This window comes from Arthrobacter sp. StoSoilB19, assembly GCF_019977275.1.
In the GTDB taxonomy this organism is placed as follows: domain Bacteria; phylum Actinomycetota; class Actinomycetes; order Actinomycetales; family Micrococcaceae; genus Arthrobacter.
Genome location: NZ_AP024650.1, coordinates 3,431,160 through 3,445,591 on the forward strand (window position 1 = coordinate 3,431,160; position 14,432 = coordinate 3,445,591).

A 14,432-nucleotide genomic window follows, 5' to 3' on the forward strand; every position below is an offset into this window, starting at 1 on the left:
GGAACCGCTGTGGGCTAGAACCCCGAGGGCCCGGTTTCGAGCTCCGGTTCGCCGGGCTGGTACTCGTGGTGCAGCGGCCGCAGGGCCTCGGTCCGCGGATGCCAGAACAGCGCGTCGTAACGGTCGCCCATCCGGGTGGGCACATAGTTGCCCCTCTCCCGGCGTGGGTAGTACACCACGCCGATGGCCCGGTGCCCGCGCCAGGACGTCAGCCACCGCCCGGCCCGTTCCGGCCCGAACACCAGCACCGACGGTTCGCCCAGCGCCTCGTGGAGGAGGTCCTCGTGGCTCCCGTGCACTGCGGCCGGAACATCCATGGTCCACTCCGGCGAACCCCAGGATTCGGCGGCCGTAACGGACCCGGAGTAGGACGCGAACCCGGCCAGCACCACCTGTCCCGGGTGGCGCTGGCGGACCAGCTGGCCGACGTTGACCATGCCGTCAAGCGCCATGTCCGTGGCCCGCGCGTCGCCGACGTGCGTGTTGTGCGCCCACACCAGCCCCTTGGATGCCGGCCCGTGGTGGGCGGCGATGCGTTCGATGGTGTCGCTCATGTGGTGGTCGCGGATGTTCCAGGACTGCTGGTCGCCGCGCACCATGGTCCGGTAATAGCGCTCGGCGTTGGTGGCCACGATGGCGTTCTGGATGGCGTCGAAGGCCGCCGGATCGTCCTGCATCCGGCCCAGCGTCCGCCGCCGGACTTCCGCCAGCAATGCCACCACGTCCGCTTCACAGGACTGCGGCACCAGCCGGTTGCTCATGGCATACCGCTGCGGGTCCTCCCGGAACGGGATAAAGCAGTGCCAGGCCTGCAGGGCGGACGGGAGGGCGTCGGCGGCGTTGGCCTCCAGCCAGGCGAAGATTTCCCGCAGCGAGTCCCACAGCGAATAGACGTCCAGGCCATAGAAGCCCGTCCGCTGGTGTTCGGGCAGGCGGAGGTTCCATTCGCGCAGCGAGGTGAGGAATTCGGCCACCTCGTGGTTGGCCCACATCCACGTGGGCCACCGTTCGAATCCGGCCAGCAGCCGGCGCGCGTCCATCTCCTGTCCGGATTCCCCCCGGACCCAGCGGTTGATGCGCCAGCAGTCCGGCCAGTCGCCTTCCACACCGATCCAGGTGAAGCCGTACTCTTCGATCAGCCGGCGGCTCAGCAGCGCCCGCCAGTGGTAATACTCCTGGGTGCCGTGGGATGCCTCGCCCAGGCACACGAAACGGGCCGGGGCGGCGAGGCGGACCAGCGGTTCGAGGTCGTCGGCGGTGGCCAGCGGGTGGGCGAGGCTGCGGATTTGGCCGGCTTCCGCCGCCCGTTCCCCGCCGTGTTCATCCCGGTTGCCCTGGGCCGCCGTCATTCCCTGGCCTCCGGCCGGGCGCGCCCCACCGGGGACGGCAGGAGGTACTGCCGGAACCAGTCCGCGGCCAGGGTGGCCGCCATGGCCAGGGTGCCCGGTTCCTCGAACAGGTGGGTGGCCCCGGGAACGATCTCCAGCCGCGTGGGGGCATGCATCTGGGCCATGGCCTGGCGGTTGAGGGCCAGCACCTGGGTGTCCGCCCCGCCCACGATCAGCAGGGTGGGGGCCTTCACGGCGGGAAGCCGCGGCCCGGCAAGGTCCGGCCGGCCGCCCCTGGAGACGACGGCCTCAACCTGGGCGCCGGGCTCGGCTGCAGCCCACAGAGCGGCGCCGGCCCCGGTGCTTGCGCCGAAGTAGCCGATCCGGCCGGCGGATCCGTCGTGGCGCGCTTCCAGCCAATGGGTGGCGGAGGAGAGGCGCTGGGCCAGCAGGGCGATATCGAACACGTTGGCCCGGTTCACCTCCTCCTGGGGTGTGAGCAGGTCAAGGAGCAGGGTGCCAAGGCCGGCCCCATGCAGGACGGAGGCCACGAAGCGGTTGCGCGGGCTGTGCCGGCTGCTGCCGCTGCCGTGGGCAAAGAGGACCGTGCCGTCACACCTGGCGGGCAGGTAGAGGCTGCCCCGCAGTGTCACCGTTCCCGCCGGAATCTCAACATTCTCTTCCAGGCTCCCGTCTTCCCCTTCCTCGGCGCGGTGGCGGGGCGGGGACGCGGCGGCGTCGAGCAGCTGCACCACCTCGCCATCCTCCGTGGGCGAGAAGTCGTGGTAGTAGTAGCCCACGGCCTGGAAGTTTTGGGGTGAAAGCAGGCAGACGACGTCGTCCGGTTCCTTGAGCTCCACGACGGCGCGGGCGGGGGCAACAGGAACGGCAAGGATGACTCTTGCCGCACCGAGTTGCCGGGCCACCTGGCAGGCCGCCCTGGCGGTGGAGCCGGTGGCGATGCCGTCATCCACGATGATGGCCGTGCGGCCGGTGAGGTCGATGCGCCGGCGCCCCTGGCGGAACCGCGCCACCCTGCTTTCCAACAGGGCGCGTTCATGCCGTTCAACCTGCTGCAGGTCCTCCTGGGTCACCCGGGCCATGGAAATGGTGCGCGGATCCAGGACCCGGACATTTCCCTCCCCGATGGCTCCCATGGCCACCTCGGGCTGGAACGGAACCCCCAGTTTCCGCACCACGATCACATCCAGCGGCGCGTCCAGGGCCTTGGCTACCTCGAACGCCACCGGGACGCCGCCCCGGGGCAGTCCCAGCACCACAACGTCCTTTCCGCGCAGGGGGGCGAGCCGTTTACCCAGCCGCCGCCCGGCGTCGGACCTGTCATGAAACGCAACCATAGCCATCACCCGTTATGCGTGATTTCTTCCCCGGGCAGGGCTCCAGCCGCCGGGCTCCAGGACATTCGAAGGACAAAATGGGCGTCGGAACTGCTCTTTGCAATCACCGCCCCTGCGTCCCCCGCGAGCTTCACCCCGAACTCGATCTCTATTTGTTCGGGGGTGAGTTCCGCCATGGCCTCCAGTGCTGCGCGGGCAGCCGGGCGGACGCTGGCAAGAGCGTCTTCCAGCCGCCTGCCTGTGTCCAGGATCCCCTGTTCATTGCGGGCAGGATGGTCCACGCCGTAGCTGTCGTCCGCAGTCTCAACCAGCACTGTTCCGGAGCCCACTTCGTAACGCAGCACTTCAGTCATGGCGGATGCCTCCGCTAATGCGAGATGCGGAGATTGTGATGGGCTTCCGTGCTGGGCTTAATGGCCACCGCGGTGACCACCAGCGCTACTGCCCCGGCGATCCACGATGTCCATGCAGCGCCCGTCGCGCCCGTGTAGGACCCCACCCACGGCGAGAGGACCAGCGCAGCGGCCAGCACGGCCTGTGCCCATTCCATCGCCGGCATTCCCGGCATGGCCAGGTTGATGACGCCGCTGACCACCAGGAGCCCACCGAAGAGGAGCATGAGCGTGGTGGACATGTTCTGCTGCCGCGTCCACAGGACCGCAATAGCGGTGAAGAGACCGGCGGCGACTGCTACGTAGTCCTGCCACCGATACCACTTTTTCACTGAACTTTCCTTTCTGTTGCGGGCGGCACGCCCTGTGCGTGTCCGCCCCGCAGGCCCCAGCTTCCCGCGGTTTAAGTCAACGCCCGGCAACAGCGGGGTGCTAGGGCAGAAAGACCTACGAGGCCCTTGCGCTCCTGGTACTCAGTGATACTATCTACTGGTAGTCAGCACCACTAAGTAGTAATGAGGAGCCCCCAATGGGCAAGCAAATGACCGAGATGCTCAAGGGCACCCTGGAGGGCATCGTCCTTGCCATCCTCGCCGCGCAGCCCGCCTACGGGTACGAAATAACGGCCCGGCTGCGGGAGGAGGGCTTCGCCGACATTGTCGAGGGCACGGTGTACGCGCTGCTGGTCCGCTTAGAACAGCGCGGCCTCGTGGACGTCGCAAAGGTCCCATCCGAAAAGGGGCCACCCCGCAAGGTCTACACACTGAACACGGCAGGCAGCGCCTACCTGGACGAGTTCTGGAGCACCTGGAGCTTCATCGCCGAACGGATAGAGCACCTTCACCACAACAAGAAACAGCCTCAGGAAAAAGGAGAACAACCATGACGCAGGGATGGATCGAGAAAGTCACCGGCCCGTTCGACGACAAGAAGCGCTGGCGCCAGTACAAGGCGCGCAAAGAGCAGCTGCCCGGCAGCTACCGCACCACCATTGACGCCCTTGAGCGCTATTTCACCTATGCCGGGGCCATCGTCAAGGGCGACGTCCTCATGCAAATGCTCGAAGACCTGGCGGACCTGGTGGAAGGGGCCGCCGCTGACGGTACGGCCATTCGGGACATCGTGGGGGACGATCCGGTGGAGTTCGCCGAAACCTTCATCAGCAACTACTCCGACGGCCAGTGGATCAACAAGGAGCGGCAGCGCCTGACGGACTCCATCAACAGGGCCGCCGCCGACGGCGCCTGACCACCGCCACGGGAAAGGACCGGCCATGACCCATGACCAGGCCCCGGCACCCGCCATCCGGGTACAGGGCATCGAAAAGTCGTTCAAGGGCCTGCGCGTTCTGCGGGGCGTCCACTTCGACGTGCCGCCGGGAAGCATATTCGCGCTCCTGGGCTCCAACGGCGCCGGAAAGACCACGCTGGTGCGCATCCTGTCCACGCTGCTGCGGGCGGATGCGGGCACCGCCATGGTGAACGGGTACGACGCCGGCGCGGAGCCGGAGGGCGTGCGCGGCTCCATCAGCCTCACAGGCCAGTTCGCCGCGGTGGACGACGTGCTGACCGGGCGGGAAAACCTGGTGCTGATGGCCAGGCTGCGGCACCTGCGGAGCCCTGGGGAGATTGCCGGCCAGCTCCTTGCCAGGTTTTCCCTCACCGAGGCCGGGAACCGCAGGGTGTCCACCTACTCCGGCGGGATGCGCCGGAGACTGGACATCGCCATGAGCCTGGTTGGCAGCCCGCCGGTCATCATCCTGGACGAGCCCACCACCGGCCTGGACCCGCAGGCCCGCCTTGACGTCTGGCAGACCGTGCGCCAACTTGCTGCCCGCGGAACCACGGTGCTGCTCACCACGCAGTACCTCGAGGAGGCCGAACACCTGGCCGACCGGATAGCCATCCTGCACCAGGGCACCATCATCAGGAACGGAACCCTGGCCGAACTCAAGCGGCTGCTTCCGGCCGCCACGGTGGAATACGTCGAGAAGCAGCCCTCGCTGGAGGACGTCTTCCTCGCCCTCGTCGGGGACCCGGCCAAGGACGGCTCCGAAAGCACCACCGGCGCACGAAAGGAAATGCCATGACCACCCATATCCTCAGCGACACACGGGTCCTGGCCGGACGCTCGCTCCGCCATATCCTGCGCAGCCCGGACACCATCATCACCACCGCCGTCACACCGGTGGCCATGATGCTGTTGTTCGTCTACGTGTTCGGCGGCGCGATCAACACCGGCTCCGGCGGCCCGTACGTCAACTACCTGCTCCCCGGGATCATGCTCATCACCATCTCGTCCGGCGTCGCCTACACCGCCTACCGGTTGTTCCTGGACCTGCAGGGCGGCATATTCGAACGGTTCACCTCCATGCCGGTGGCCAGGGGCAGCGTCCTGTGGGCCCACGTGCTCACGTCACTGGCCGCCAACTTCGGGGCACTGGCCGCCGTGGTGGGCGTTGCGCTGCTGATGGGATTCCGCAGCGGAGCCTCCGTGGCCGCCTGGCTCGCCGTCGTCGGAATCCTCGCCCTCTTCACGCTGGCACTGACCTGGATCGCCGTGATCGCCGGGCTGCTGGCGAAAACCGTGGACGGGGCCAGCGGTTTCAGCTACCCGCTGATTTTCCTGCCGTTCATCAGCTCCGCTTTTGTTCCCACCGGTTCCATGCCCGGCCCGGTGGCCTGGTTCGCCGAGAACCAGCCGGTGACGTCCATCGTCGATGCCATCCGTGCCTTGCTGGCGCAGGAAGCCGTGGGCAGCGGCATTTGGACGGCCCTGGCCTGGCTGGCGGGACTTCTCGTGGCAGCCAGCGCAGTCGCCGCCGCCGTATACCGCCGAAAGTTCACCTGAACCCGGCACCGGCGGCAACCCGGAACCTGATTCACTGCCAACTCACAGCGATTGCCCCTGCACAACTCGGCATCTGTATGCAAGAGTGGCGTCAACGCTGGGGCGCTGTAGAGACCGACGACAGGGGCCGCGTGTGTACCGAATATCAGCCCGCTCAACCGCTGTTCGGCGGCGGCCCTCACCCGCGCTGCTGCCACTGCTGGCCCTGCTGCTGTTCGGGCTCGTGGCCTGCCAGGGTCCAGCACCGGCATCGCCTCCCGATTCCCAAAGCGCCACGCCATCCGAAAGCCCCGAGGCGGAACCAACACCCACAGAGACCCCAGGCACCGCCGTCGATCCACAGGGCACCCCCACGGCCGCCGGAGCCCCCGGGCACGTATTCGTGATCAACCTGGAGAACAAGAGCTACGACTCCGTGTGGGGTGGCAACTCCGCCGCGCCTTACCTGTCCGGAACCCTCCGGAAGAAGGGCGTGCTGCTGCAGAACTACTACGGCATCGCCCACAACTCGCTGCCCAACTACCTGGCCCAGATTTCCGGCCAGCGGCCCAACGACAATACGGAGCAGGACTGCCGCACCTACACGGAGTTCAACACCACGGGCAGCGACGGGGACGGCACCCTGCAGGGCAACGGCTGCCTCTACCCGGACCAGGCGCAGACCATCGCCGGGCAGCTGAGCGCGTCTGGCAAGACGTGGAAGGGGTACATGGAGGACATGCAGCAGCCCTGTGAGCACCCGGTCCCCGGCGAACCCGACAACCACATCCGGGCGACCGCCGATGAGATGTACTCCACGCACCACAACCCCTTCGTCTACTTCCACGCCATCACGTCGTCCCCGGACTGCGTGAAGAACGTGGTGAACTTTTCGGCGCTGGCAAAAGACCTGAAATCCGCAGCCACCACTCCAAACCTTGCCTACATCACGCCCAACCTCTGCCACGACGGGCATGACGAATCCTGCGCCGACGGCACCCGCGGCGGACTGAGGGCCGTGGACTCGTGGCTTAAGGCCCATGTGCCGGCCATCCTGTCCTCCCCCGCATACAAGCAGGACGGCGTGCTGGTCATCACGTTCGACGAGGCCGAGGGCGACACGGCCGGGCCGTCCGCCGGAGACGCCGGGAGCCCCGGAGGCGGTGCAGCCGGCGGCAAGGTGGGTGCCCTGGTGCTGTCCCCGTTCAGCCCGGCAGGGGCCACATCGGACCAGCCGTACAACCACTACAGCCTGCTGGCCACCATGGAGGACATCTTCCACCTGCCGCGGCTCGGGATGGCCGGCGACCCGGGCGTGCAGGCCTTTGGCGGCGATGTCTTCCGGCAGGCTTCCTAAGATGGGCTTCCCGGGGCAGGGACGACGGCCCGGTGTCCCGGCCGCCGCCTTGACCGTGGCGGCCCTGGTGCTGCTCGCCGTCGTGGTTCCCGTTGCCCTGCGCACCGGGACCTCGTCCGGGACCAACGGAGGGATCTCCAAGATCAAGCACGTGGTGATCATTACCCAGGAGAACAGGTCCTTCGACAGCTACTTCGGCACCTACCCGGGTGCCGACGGCATTCCCATGCAGGACGGCAAGCCTGCCGTTTGCCTGCCGGACCCGGCGCGCGGAGGTTGCGTTGCGCCGTTCTACGATTCATCAGACAGCAACGACGGCGGCCCGCACAGTCCGGCCGACGCGGCGGCAGACATCAACAACGGTGCCATGGACGGGTTCGTGGCCCAGGCGGAAAAGGGCATTGCCCATTGCGAGGCGACTGCCACCGACTGCACGTACAAGACCAGGCGCACCGACGTGATGGGCTACCACGACCGAAAACAGCTGCCGACCTACTGGACATACGCCGACAATTTCGTGCTTCAGGACCACATGTTCACCTCCGCCGCAGCCGGAAGCCTGCAGGCCCACCTCTACATGGTGTCCGAGTGGTCGGCCAAGTGCACAAAGCCCGGGGAGCCGTCGTCGTGCGTGGATGCACTGGATGGCCTGGACAATGAACCTGAAAAGGCGGAGTTCGATGACAGCCTGATCGGCGAATGCCAGGCAGACCAGGACCTGCAGACCTGCCGCGACGCCCTCGGGGAGGCAGGCAGTGGCCCCGACCTTGCCGTCCAAACCCAGCAGCTGGCAACGGCCAGCTGCAAACGCACCGATTCCTACGCCACCTGCAAGGCCGCCGTCGACGCAGCACCATTCCCGGCCGCGCTGAAGGAGAAGCTGGCAGCAGCAGCCAAGAACCTGAAACAGCCCAATTACGCCTGGACCGACCTGACCTACCTGCTCCACAAACACAATGTGCCGTGGGCCTACTACGTCTTCAGCGGCACCGAGCCGGACTGCCGCAACGATGCCGCCACGTGCGCCCCCGTTGAGCAGGATGCCGAAACGCCGGGGCGGTGGAATCCGCTGCCGTACTTCGACACGGTCAAGGAGGACGGCGAGCAAGGCAACATCAAACCGCTTGCCGGTTTCTACGACGACGCCAGGCAGGGCAGGCTGCCGGCCGTCAGTTGGGTGGCACCCAGCGACGAGGTCAGCGAACATCCTCCGGCCAAGGTCAGCACCGGCCAGCAGTATGTTGCCGGGCTGGTCAACGCGATCATGAGCGGCCCGGACTGGGACAGCACCGCCATCTTCCTGAACTGGGACGACTGGGGCGGGTTCTATGACCATGTCCAGCCACCTGCGGTGGACAACAGCGGCTACGGCCTGCGCGTCCCCGCCATGGTCATCAGCCCCTACGCGAAGAAGGGCTACATCGACCATCAGATCCTCAGCCAGGACGCCTACTTCAAATTCATCGAGGACGATTTCCTGGGCGGCGAAAGGATCGACCCCGCCACCGACGGCCGGCCCGACAACCGCCCCGGGGTCCGGGAGAACAACCCGCAACTGGGCGATCTGGCCAACGCCTTCGACTTCAACCAGACACCGCTGCCGCCATTGATCCTGCCCAACGCCACCACCTACTGACGCCTGCGTCCAGGACGCGGCTCCCAGGAGGAGCCGGCAGTGCAGTCAGCCGCATCCTGTACTACCTGCTCCAGGTCGCCGGTGCGGTGCAGCACCTCCATCTGCCGCACGGCGCCGGTGCCGGTGTTGAGTACCGCGTCCACCAGGGCCTCCACCCGGGGCAGGTCACCCATGTCTTCCAGCGCCCCACGGATGTGGTTCAGCAGGGAATTCACGACGGCGAGCGCGGACGCCGGGCGGTGCGTGTGCGGGTCCAGCAGTTCTCCCCGCAGCCCCCACCGGCTTGCTTTCCAGGCGGCCAGCCGAAGCAGCGCCGAGGGCGCCGACACCGGCTCGATGCCCTCGCGCCATTCCCGCGCGGACGTTTCCACCAGGCCCCTGGCAATTCCCGCCAGCATGACGGTGTTCTCCGGCCGCAGGCACACGTCGGCCACGCGGATCTCCACTGTGGGGTAGTGCCGCGAGAGGCGGGCATCGAAGTAGACCATGCCCTCGTCCAGGGCGACGCCGGTGCTCACCATGTCGTGCACCAGCTGGTGGTAGGCGTCCGGGGTCCCCAGGATGTCCAGCGGACCGGCCGAGGGCCAGCGGTTCCAGACCTGGGAGCGGTAGCTGGCGTAGCCGCTGTCCTGGCCGTGCCAGAACGGTGAGTTGGCGCTGAGCGCGATAAGCACCGGCAGCCAGATACGCATCCGGTCCAGCACGGCCACGGCTTCCTCCGGCGACTCCACCGAAACGTGGATGTGACACCCGCAGGTGAGCTGTTCCCTGGCGGTCAGCCCGTATTCCTCCGTCATTGCCCTGAATCTCCGGAGCTGTACGGGATGCGGGTCGGCCGGGAGCGGCGAGGTGCCCAACGCGGCCACCCTGACGCCGATGTCCCCTGCCGCCTGCCGGGCGATACCCCGCCCGGCAATGATGTCCTGTTCCAGCCGTGCCAGGGTGGCGTGGGGCGGGGTGACCACCTCGATCATTTCCTGCTGGAACTCAGCGGCCAGGACGGGCCCGGCTCCGGCCTGCAGGGGGCGGACGTACAGGTTCAGGAGTGCTCCGGCCATCGGCACGGCTTCCCCGTTTGCGGGGTCCACCAGGAGCAGCTCCTCCTCGACGCCGAACGTCCGCCTGCCTGCGCCCGCGCCTCCGTTGCCGTCATTGCCGTAGGTGTCCATCGCCGTCGTCCTTCTCCCGTTGCCTGCTCATGGAGCGCCCAGGCCTGGATCCTGCCTTTTCAGGACTAGTAAGTAAACTTATTTGTTTTAAGGTACGCCCAGGATTGCAGTTGGTACAGGGTCTGCACCAGGCATGCCCGTGTGGTTAGGGGATGCAAACCTTCGTGGCAGAGGGGTCCCTGCAGTGCTTTACTGCCAGCATGTCTGAAACTCTCAAGCTGAGCCGCAACGAACCGCACGACAGCAGCGTGGCATCCCGCCTGAACTGGCTGCGGGCCGGTGTCCTGGGCGCGAACGACGGCATCGTCTCCGTGGCGGCAACTGTGGTGGGCGTGGCCGGGGTGACCAACGACCTCGCGCCAATCCTGGTGGCAGGCACCGCGGCGGTGGTGGGCGGCGCCGTGTCCATGGCGTTGGGCGAATACGTTTCCGTGAGCAGCCAAAGCGACAGCCAGCGGGCACTGATCGAAAAGGAACGCCAGGAGCTCAGGGACGATCCCGACGGCGAACTGGCAGAGCTTGCGCTCATCTACCAGGCAAAGGGACTCAGCGAAGCCACGGCCCGGACAGTTGCCGAAGAATTGACGGCAAAGGACGCACTGAAGGCACACCTGTCTGCCGAACTGAACATCGACGAAGAGGAAGTGGTCAGCCCCTGGCACGCGGCCTTCGCCTCCGCCATCGCGTTCACCGTCGGCGCCGTGCTGCCTATGCTGGCCATCATCTTCCCGCCCGAAGGGGCGCGCATCCCGGTCACGTTCGTCGCCGTCATCCTGGCGCTCGCGCTGACCGGCACCGTCAGCGCCAAAATCGGCGGCAGCTCCAAGCGCAAGGCCACCATCCGGCTGGTGGTTGGCGGGGCGCTTGCCATGGCCTTCACGTTCGCAGTGGGAAGCCTCCTGGGCACCACCGGCATCGCCTAGCCCTTCTCGAACCCAGCCACTTCCCACATTCCGCTGCCCGCTACTGATCAGGAGTTTCCCGTGCTGGAGATCGCCGGCCTTCCGGCCCATATTCTGTTGATCCACGGCGTGGTGGTCCTGGCTCCGCTGGCCGGGGTCTCGGCAGTGGTTTTCGCCCTGCTCCGGCGCACCAGGCGTTACCTGGCCTGGCCCATGGGAGTCCTGGCACTGCTGCTGGTTCCGCTGTCCGTCCTTACCGCCGAAGCGGGGGAACAGCTGGAAAAGGCCAGGGGCGCGTCACAACTGGTTGAGGAGCACGCCCACCAGGGGAGTTTCCTCCGCTACGTCACAGTGTTGTTCCTGGTGGCCGTGGGTGCCCAGATCACCGCAGCCTTCCCCACGCTCCTGACACGCCGGCCCGCCTTCCACGGTCTCCGCGGGCTCCTGGAGTCCCGCTGGCTGCTCCCCGCCACCTCGGTGCTGGGCGTACTGGCGGGACTGTTCCTGGTGTACCAAAGCATCGTGACCGGCCATTCGGGAGCAGTGTCCGTTTGGGCCGGCAGCCGCTAGCGCAGCCCCCCCCGAAAACCTCTTCCCATCACCATCCGCCCCGGCGTAGGGTGGGGCACACAACTGCTGGTCCCGGGACCAGCAGTGGGCTCATGCAGTTGGGCTTCTGGAGCATGCCGGAGGGACCACAGGTGGGTAGGAAACCATTCAAAAACCAAAGCATGCGGCGCCTGGCAGGACTGGGCGCTGGCCTTGGTGTGTTGCCGCTGCTGGCCTCCTGCTCCGCCGAAGTGTCCCGCGGCTTCCTGCCCGGGAACCGTGACACCACCAACAACACCGCGCTGATCACGGACCTGTGGGTCAACTCCTGGATCGCTGCACTGGTGGTGGGCATCATCACCTGGGGACTGATGATCTGGGTCATCGTTGCCTACCGGCGCCGGAAGAACACCGTAGGGTTCCCCGCGCAATTGAGCTATAACCTTCCGCTGGAAGTGTTCTACCTGGCCATCCCGCTGATCGTCATCGGCGTCCTGTTCGTCTTCACGGACCGGGAACAGCGGGCCATCGATGCACGCTACCCCAACCCGGACGTGGTGATCGACGTCTTCGGCAAGCAGTGGTCCTGGGATTTCAACTACGTCAAGGAACAGGTCCACGAGGACGCCGGACAGCAGGCCCACCTGACCGGCGACTGGGGCACCCCGGACCGGCTGCCCACCCTCTACCTGCCGGTGGGCAAGAAAGTGGAACTGCACCTGCAGTCGCGCGACGTGCAGCATTCCTTCTGGGTGGTGGATTTCCTGCAGAAACGCGACCTGTATCCGGGCCACGAACAGTACAACCCCTACATCAACATCACCCCCAACCGCGTGGGCGAATACATGGGCAAGTGCGCCGAACTCTGCGGCGAGTACCACTCCGAGATGCTCTTCAAGGTCCGGGTGGTCAGCCAGCAGGAGTATGACAGCCACATCGCGGACCTGAAGGCCAAGGGCAACACGGGCAACCTGGGCGCCGACTACAACAGGGCACCGATGTCGGCCCCGTCACCGCAAGCCCCGGACGCAGCACAGTAAAGGAGGGCACCGAACATGACCACCACAGGCCAAAGAATGGGCGGAACCGCAGCCACGGCCGCACCGGCAGTGGTCCGGCGCTCCAAAGGCACCATCATCGTCAACTGGATCACCTCCACCGACCACAAGACCATCGGGTACATGTACCTGATCTCGTCCTTCGTGTTCTTCTGCGCCGGGGGCGTGATGGCCCTGCTGATCCGTGCCGAATTGTTCGAGCCCGGCATGCAGATCCTGCAAACCAAGGAACAGTACAACCAGCTGTTCACCATGCACGGCACCATCATGCTGCTGATGTTCGCCACCCCGCTGTTTGCCGGGTTCGCCAACGTGATCATGCCGCTGCAGATCGGCGCCCCTGACGTGGCCTTCCCGCGCCTGAACGCGCTGGCCTTCTGGTTCTTCCTGTTCGGCTCCACCATCGCGGTGTCCGGCTTCATCACCCCGCAGGGCGCAGCGTCCTTCGGCTGGTTCGCCTATGCGCCGCTGTCGAACACGACGTTCACCCCGGGCATCGGCGGGGACCTGTGGGTCTTCGGCCTGGCACTGTCCGGCTTCGGCACCATCCTGGGCTCCGTCAACTTCATCACCACCATCATCTGCATGCGCGCCCCGGGGCTCACCATGTGGCGGATGCCCATCTTCACCTGGAACACCCTCGTCACCGCCATCCTGGTGCTCATGGCGTTCCCGCCGCTGGCCGCCGCCCTGTTCGCGCTTGGCGCGGACCGCAAGTTCGGGGCCCACATCTTCGACCCGGCCAACGGCGGCGCCATCCTCTGGCAGCACCTGTTCTGGTTCTTCGGCCACCCGGAGGTGTACATCATTGCGCTGCCGTTCTTCGGCATCGTGTCGGAGATCTTCCCGGTCTTCAGCCGCAAACCCCTGTTTGGCTACAAGGGCATCGTGTACGCCACCATCGCCATCGCAGCCCTGTCCGTGACGGTGTGGGCCCACCACATGTACGTCACCGGCGCGATCTTCCTGCCGTTCTTCGCCTTCATGACCATGCTCATCGCGGTGCCCACCGGCGTGAAGTTCTTCAACTGGATCGGCACCATGTGGGGCGGGTCGCTGACCTTCGAAACGCCGATGCTCTGGAGCATGGGGTTCCTGGCCACGTTCCTGTTCGGCGGCCTCACCGGGATTATCCTGGCCTCGCCGCCCATGGACTTCCACGTCTCGGACACCTACTTCGTAGTGGCGCACTTCCACTACGTGGTGTTCGGCACGGTGGTGTTCGCCATGTTCGCCGGGTTCTACTTCTGGTGGCCCAAGTTCACCGGCACCATGCTCAACGAGCGCCTGGGCAAGATCCACTTCTGGATGCTGTTCCTGGGCTTCCACGCCACGTTCCTCATCCAGCACTGGCTGGGTGTCCTGGGCATGCCCCGCCGGTACGCGGACTACATGCCGGAGGACAACTTCACCGGAATGAACCAGTTCTCCACCATCGGGTCGTATCTCCTGGGCGCGTCCCTCATCCCGTTCTTCTGGAACGTCTACATCACCTGGCGCGCCGGCAAGAAGGTCACCGTGGACGATCCCTGGGGCTTCGGCGCTTCGCTGGAGTGGGCCACCTCCTGCCCGCCGCCGCGGCACAACTTCACCTCGCTGCCCCGGATCCGTTCGGAACGTCCCGCCCTGGACCTGCACCACCCGGAGCTGAGCGTCCGGCTCCACCCGTCCGAAAACGCCCCCGGGGAGAGCCTCCTGGGTGCCGCGGACATCGGGGAGCACGACGTCCACGACCCCAACCCGAACACCTAGCGGACCATCAGAATTACGTCACGCCTTGTTTGCGTAATTGATGTGAACCTCATCACTTAAAGCGCTTTCCGGCTTGGAGCTTAGGTTTGCCTACCCTACAGT

General features: G+C 66.3%; 15 protein-coding genes. 10 read left to right on the forward strand and 5 right to left on the reverse strand.

Annotated features, from left to right (window positions below):
* Positions 1–14 precede the first annotated feature (14 nt).
* From LDO86_RS15860 to LDO86_RS15875, 4 genes are read right to left on the reverse strand one after another with little or no spacing between them, the layout of a single operon-like run.
* Positions 15–1,349, reverse strand: a complete 1,335-nt coding sequence (locus LDO86_RS15860) for an erythromycin esterase family protein (RefSeq protein ID WP_018768807.1) — start codon at positions 1,347–1,349, stop codon at positions 15–17.
* On the reverse strand, positions 1,346–2,686 hold the full coding sequence (locus tag LDO86_RS15865; protein ID WP_018768808.1) for a phosphoribosyltransferase: 1,341 nt from the start codon (positions 2,684–2,686) through the stop codon (positions 1,346–1,348). The genes LDO86_RS15860 and LDO86_RS15865 overlap by 4 nt, the downstream gene beginning before the upstream one ends.
* 5 nt (positions 2,687–2,691) lie before the next feature.
* Positions 2,692–3,039 carry a CU044_2847 family protein gene (locus LDO86_RS15870; protein WP_018768809.1) on the reverse strand — a complete coding sequence of 116 codons (348 nt, stop codon included), beginning with the start codon at positions 3,037–3,039 and terminating at the stop codon, positions 2,692–2,694.
* A 14-nt stretch (positions 3,040–3,053) separates the two neighbouring features.
* Complete coding sequence (locus tag LDO86_RS15875; RefSeq protein ID WP_018768810.1) at positions 3,054–3,410, reverse strand: SPW repeat protein; 357 nt, start codon at positions 3,408–3,410, stop codon at positions 3,054–3,056.
* A gap of 197 nt (positions 3,411–3,607) precedes the next feature.
* Here LDO86_RS15875 and LDO86_RS15880 point away from each other — a divergent pair, with 197 nt between their 5' ends.
* The 6 genes from LDO86_RS15880 to LDO86_RS15905 all read left to right on the forward strand — a co-directional run bounded on the left by LDO86_RS15880 (position 3,608) and on the right by LDO86_RS15905 (position 8,900).
* Complete coding sequence (locus tag LDO86_RS15880) at positions 3,608–3,964, forward strand: PadR family transcriptional regulator (protein ID WP_018768811.1); 357 nt, start codon at positions 3,608–3,610, stop codon at positions 3,962–3,964.
* Entirely contained in the window at positions 3,961–4,326 is a 366-nt protein-coding gene (locus LDO86_RS15885; RefSeq protein ID WP_018768812.1) for a DUF1048 domain-containing protein, read from the forward strand. Before LDO86_RS15880 ends, LDO86_RS15885 begins: the two co-directional genes overlap by 4 nt.
* Positions 4,327–4,351: 25 nt before the next feature.
* Positions 4,352–5,167 carry an ATP-binding cassette domain-containing protein gene (locus LDO86_RS15890; protein ID WP_018768813.1) on the forward strand — a complete coding sequence of 272 codons (816 nt, stop codon included), beginning with the start codon at positions 4,352–4,354 and terminating at the stop codon, positions 5,165–5,167.
* Positions 5,164–5,928, forward strand: coding sequence for an ABC transporter permease (locus LDO86_RS15895; protein WP_018768814.1), 765 nt, complete (start codon positions 5,164–5,166; stop codon positions 5,926–5,928). The genes LDO86_RS15890 and LDO86_RS15895 overlap by 4 nt, the downstream gene beginning before the upstream one ends.
* Before the next feature lie 133 nt (positions 5,929–6,061).
* Positions 6,062–7,264 (forward strand): alkaline phosphatase family protein, encoded by a 1,203-nt coding sequence (locus LDO86_RS15900; protein ID WP_224084106.1) that lies wholly within the window; start codon positions 6,062–6,064, stop codon positions 7,262–7,264.
* A 1-nt stretch (position 7,265) separates the two neighbouring features.
* On the forward strand, positions 7,266–8,900 hold the full coding sequence (locus LDO86_RS15905) for an alkaline phosphatase family protein (RefSeq protein ID WP_018768816.1): 1,635 nt from the start codon (positions 7,266–7,268) through the stop codon (positions 8,898–8,900).
* Here the strand turns inward: LDO86_RS15905 and LDO86_RS15910 are convergent.
* The gene (locus LDO86_RS15910; protein WP_018768817.1) at positions 8,894–10,069 is read right to left on the reverse strand and encodes a glutamate--cysteine ligase; all 1,176 of its coding nucleotides are present in this window, start codon (positions 10,067–10,069) and stop codon (positions 8,894–8,896) included. The genes LDO86_RS15905 and LDO86_RS15910 overlap by 7 nt on opposite strands.
* A gap of 200 nt (positions 10,070–10,269) precedes the next feature.
* On the opposite strand from LDO86_RS15910, the gene LDO86_RS15915 reads away from it, so the two are divergent.
* The 4 genes from LDO86_RS15915 to ctaD all read left to right on the forward strand — a co-directional run bounded on the left by LDO86_RS15915 (position 10,270) and on the right by ctaD (position 14,330).
* Positions 10,270–10,992, forward strand: a complete 723-nt coding sequence (locus LDO86_RS15915) for a VIT family protein (protein ID WP_026265695.1) — start codon at positions 10,270–10,272, stop codon at positions 10,990–10,992.
* A 60-nt stretch (positions 10,993–11,052) separates the two neighbouring features.
* Entirely contained in the window at positions 11,053–11,541 is a 489-nt protein-coding gene (locus LDO86_RS15920; protein WP_018768819.1) for a hypothetical protein, read from the forward strand.
* A 161-nt stretch (positions 11,542–11,702) separates the two neighbouring features.
* Positions 11,703–12,560 carry a cytochrome c oxidase subunit II gene (locus LDO86_RS15925; protein WP_018768820.1) on the forward strand — a complete coding sequence of 286 codons (858 nt, stop codon included), beginning with the start codon at positions 11,703–11,705 and terminating at the stop codon, positions 12,558–12,560.
* Positions 12,561–12,575: 15 nt separating this feature from the next.
* Entirely contained in the window at positions 12,576–14,330 is a 1,755-nt protein-coding gene (gene ctaD, locus LDO86_RS15930) for a cytochrome c oxidase subunit I (RefSeq protein ID WP_186447817.1), read from the forward strand.
* Positions 14,331–14,432 lie beyond the last annotated feature (102 nt).